Source organism: Actinomadura sp. KC06 (genome assembly GCF_004348735.1).
Taxonomy (GTDB): Bacteria; Actinomycetota; Actinomycetes; order Streptosporangiales; family Streptosporangiaceae; genus Spirillospora.
On record NZ_SMKT01000315.1, the window covers coordinates 1 to 4,248 of the forward strand.

General features: G+C 67.9%; 4 protein-coding genes. 2 read left to right on the plus strand and 2 right to left on the minus strand.

Going from position 1 to position 4,248, the window contains the following annotated elements:
- The first annotated feature begins 346 nt into the window (after window positions 1-346).
- Window positions 347-1,342, plus strand: coding sequence for a ferredoxin reductase (locus E1287_RS42225; RefSeq protein ID WP_243719821.1), 996 nt, complete (start codon window positions 347-349; stop codon window positions 1,340-1,342).
- A gap of 12 nt (window positions 1,343-1,354) precedes the next feature.
- Window positions 1,355-2,446 (plus strand): acyl-CoA desaturase, encoded by a 1,092-nt coding sequence (locus E1287_RS42230; RefSeq protein WP_131971598.1) that lies wholly within the window; start codon window positions 1,355-1,357, stop codon window positions 2,444-2,446.
- Here the strand turns inward: E1287_RS42230 and E1287_RS42235 are convergent.
- Window positions 2,443-3,252 carry a GNAT family N-acetyltransferase gene (locus E1287_RS42235; RefSeq protein ID WP_165969462.1) on the minus strand — a complete coding sequence of 270 codons (810 nt, stop codon included), beginning with the start codon at window positions 3,250-3,252 and terminating at the stop codon, window positions 2,443-2,445. The two genes, E1287_RS42230 and E1287_RS42235, sit on opposite strands and share 4 nt — an antisense overlap.
- 103 nt (window positions 3,253-3,355) lie before the next feature.
- Window positions 3,356-4,248, minus strand: an 893-nt coding sequence (locus E1287_RS42240; RefSeq protein WP_243719822.1) for a S1 family peptidase, incomplete at its 5' end; no start/stop codon positions are given.

A 4,248-nucleotide genomic window follows, 5' to 3' on the forward strand; every position in this document is an offset into this window, starting at 1 on the left:
GTCGTGGGGCGAGGGGGCGGTGGGTGGTGATCGCTGCCCTGCGGATGGCGGTGGCCTGTCCTGTTCGAGGAGGCCGCGCGTCAGGCCTATGCGCTTGGGCTTGTGGTGGTCGTTGGGGTCTGCTGGGGGCTGCATCGGGGTTACAGCGGGGGATGGGACATTGGGTGGTGGTGTGATGCCTGTCGCGTTTTCCGGGCGGGGGGTTGAACACGTCCTTACGGCTTCGTAGGTTACGCAATCGTAAGTTAGCGTGCCTTCGGGAGGGACCTTGGCCACCGCATCGCGGCGATCCATTGCAACGTGGCGGGGGATTGAGGCGGCCGTCCGGCAGTTGACCACGCCGCTCTTGCCTGAGGACTACCTCGGGATGGTGAACCCGCTTTGGTCGACGGCGGAGCTCCGCGGGCGGGTCGAGGCCGTCCGGCATGAGGCTCCCGGGGTGGCGACTCTGGTGATCAAGCCGGGGCGGGCGTGGCGCGGGCATCTGCCGGGGCAGTGGGTCAAGGTCGGTGTGGATGTGGGCGGTGTCCGGCATTGGCGGACGTTCTCGCTTTCGTCCCCGCCGCGGCAGGACGGGCGCATCACCATCACGGTCAAGGCCGCACCGGACGGGTTCGTCTCCGCACATCTCGTCAGGAAGGTCCTGCCCGGTGCGATCGTGCGGCTTGGGTTGGCGGACGGTGAGTTCGTCCTGCCCGCGGAGGTTCCCCGCAAGCTGCTGTTCGTTACGGCAGGGAGCGGGATCACGCCGGTCATGGCCATGTTGCGGCGGCTTGGCGGGTCGTCGAGTGATGTCGTGCTCGTCCATTCGGATCGGACGGCCGGGGATGTCATCTTCGGTGCCGAGCTTCGCGCCATGGCGGGGCTTCGGCTGCATGAGCGGCACACGGTGGTCGAGGGGCGACTCAAGCCGTCCGACCTGTCCGGGATTTGCGCTGATTGGGCGGAGCGGGAGGCGTGGGCCTGCGGCCCTGGGGAGATGCTGGACGACCTTGTAGCACACTGGCGCGCTGCTGGGGTCGAGGACAGGTTGCGTGTCGAGCGTTTTCGGACCGTCTTGGACGGCGGCGGGACGGACGGCGGCCAAGGCGGGCGTGTGACGTTCAGCAAGAGCGGCGTCGAGGTCGACGCGAACGGCGCCACGCCGCTGCTGGTGGCCGGGGAGGACGCCGGTGCGCTGCTGCCGAGCGGGTGCCGGATGGGCATCTGCCGCAGCTGCGTCGGCCGCCTGTGCTCCGGCAAGGTCCGGGATCTGCGGACCGGCGAGGTGCACGGCGAGGAAGGCGACATCGTCCAGACCTGCGTCTCGGCCGCCGCCGGGCCTGTGGAAATCGAACTCTGAAGGAGCACGAGGATGACCGCCACGACTGTGTCCACGACCGGGCATCTCAGGGACGGCGACTATGACGCCATCGCGCGCGAGCTGGACGCGCTCCGTGAGGAGATCATCGCCGGGCTCGGTGAGCGCGACGCGGCCTATATCCGGCGGGTGATCCGCTGGCAGCGCGGCCTGGAGATCGGGGGTAGGACGCTGCTGATGGCGTCCTCACTGCCGCCCGCCTGGATCGCCGGGACCGCGACGCTGGCCCTCGCGAAAATCCTGGAGAACATGGAGATCGGGCACAACGTCATGCACGGCCAGTGGGACTGGATGCGCGATCCGAAAATCCATTCGACGACCTGGGAATGGGACAACGTCTCCCCCGCCGCCCAGTGGAAGCACACCCACAATTTCGTCCATCACACGTTCACCAACATCCTCGGCAAGGACAGGGACGTCGGCTACGGCCTTCTGCGCGTCACGCCGGAACAGGAGTGGAGCCGCGCCCACCTCGCGCAGCCGATCTACAACGTGCTGCTGGCGATGTTCTTCGAGTACGGCGTCGCGATGCACGACCTGGAGGTCGAGGAGATCCAGGACGGGACGCACGACAAGGAGGTGACGAAGGCGAAGCTGCGCGCCATCGGACGCAAGATCCTCCGCCAGTGGGGCAAGGACTATGTCGCGTTCCCCCTGCTGAGTGGTCCGCAGTTCTTTTCCACGCTCGCCGCGAACTTCACCGCCAATGTGGTGCGCAACGTCTGGGCGCACACGGTCATCTTCTGCGGGCACTTTCCCGGGGACATCGAGGTGTTCGAGGAGGAACGGCTGGAGGGTGAGACGAAGGGGGAATGGTACGTCCGGCAACTTCTCGGGTCGGGCAACATCACCGGTGGGAGCCTGTTTCATCTGATGACCGGCAACCTCAGCCATCAGATCGAGCACCATCTGTTCCCTGACATGCCGAGCAATCGGTACGCCGAGGTCGCGCCGCGCGTCCGGGCCTTGTGCGAGAAGTACGGGGTGCCGTACCACACGGGTTCGCTGTCCAAGCAGGTCACCAGCACCTGGAAGAAGATCTTCCGCTATGCCCTCCCGCCCAAGAAGGCGACCGTCCGGGGTTAGCCGAGGGCTTGGGCTACGGGGGTGTAGAGGCGGGACGGGTCGCCGTTGATTGGGGCGCCGTATTCCATGATCGTGGTGGTGAAGGCGGGGCGCAGGCCGTGTGCTTCTGCCCAGGTGATCAGTTCTGGGTGGCGGTGGTCTATGTCGAGGCGCACTGGGCCTGGTGGGGTGACTTCGTCCACGAGGGTGAGGGCGGTTTCGGTGTCTTGCGCAGTGACCGGGCCGACCATTGTCCGATCCTCGTTCTTCCAGGCGCCGCCGAAGCCTGCGATGCCGTGTCCGTTCCGGACGACACGGAATGATTCGCAGAAGGACGGTAGGCCCTTGACCATTTCTGAGCGGTCGGCGCCGAAGACCTCGGTATCGAGGGCGTGGACGGCGGGCATGTCGCTCGCCTCTACCGGGACGGAAACTCCCCGCTTGGACAGACCCTCAGCCACGCCCGTGTAGGCAGTGCAGAGTCCCACGGTACGGAATCCCAGACGCTCGTACAGGGGACGTCCAAAGTCGGTGGCGGTTAGGCAGAAGCTCGCCGTCGAGGTGTTGTCCATGGCGTGCCGCATCAAGCGTCCACCCAGGCCGCGTCGCTCGTAGCGTTTGGCGACGAGGACCATGCTGATGGCGGCGACGTCCTTGCCGTACGGCGTGGAAATCACTGTGCCGGCCAATTCGCCGTTCTCGTCGTCGATGCCGTAGACGTCGCCGACCGAGAACAGGAACCGCCATTTGTGGTCCTCGCGTCCCCAGTCACGGTCTTCGGCGAGGCGCTGGCAGGCGGGCAGGTCGTCGATTCCGAGCAGCCGCACGGGACCGTCCGGCAGCGGTGAGTCCATGGTCGGACGCTAGATCCGCCGCGTCCGACCGCACAACCGAATTAGCCGCCACGCCGGGATGGACGTGGGTGGACGGTCAGTAGACCTCGACGCCGAAGGCATTCAGGACCTTGCCGACCGGCTGGAAGTAGGTCGTTCCGCCGCTGCCGCAGTTCCCGCCGGCGCCGAATCCCATGCCGAGCGCGAAGGTGCCGGAGAGGTAGGGCGCGCCAGAGGTGTCGCCGGGTTCTGTGCAGATCGTCGTCCTTGCCAGTCCGTGGATCGTCCCCCCTGGGGAGGTGACGCTCGTGTTGAGCGCCGTTACGGTGCCGCACTGGGTGCCGGTGTCAGGGCTGATGCGGCAGATCCGCTGGCCGACTTTCGGGGTTTGCGCCCCTGTGACGTCCTGCGACCCCGTGGGCGTGCCCACGCTGCCGGGCCTCTCCGTGTGGGGGCTGACATAGCGGACGAGCGCGGTGGTGCCGTTCGCGACGTCGACGACTGTGCCGAGCTTGATGCGCAGCGTCGGGTCGGCATAGATCTTCAGACCGACTTCGGCGCAGGCGCCCGTGGTGAGGAAGTAGTAGGTGTCGGACTTGCGCACGTTGAAGCCCAGGGTGCAGCGGACGCCGCCGGGCGCGAAGATCGACTCGCCGCCCTCGGGGTCCGGGGGGCCGATCAGGCCGTGGGGCAGCTCGTCCGGATCGGGTTCGGGATCGGGCTCCTGACTCGGCGGCGGGTCGTCGTCGGGCGACGGGTCCTGGCCCGGTGGGGGGTCGTCGTCCGGTACGGGGTCCGGTTCCCGGTCCGGTGCGGGATCGGGGTCGGGCGCCGAGCCGGGGTCGGGCGCGGCCACGACGGGAGGCTGAACCACGGTCCCGCCGGACGCGGCCTCTGATCGGCCGTCGGCGGCGCGGCCCTGGGAGCGGCCGCGGGACGGGTCGGCACCGGATACGCGGGCGCCATGGCCGCGCGCGGACTGGTCCGCGG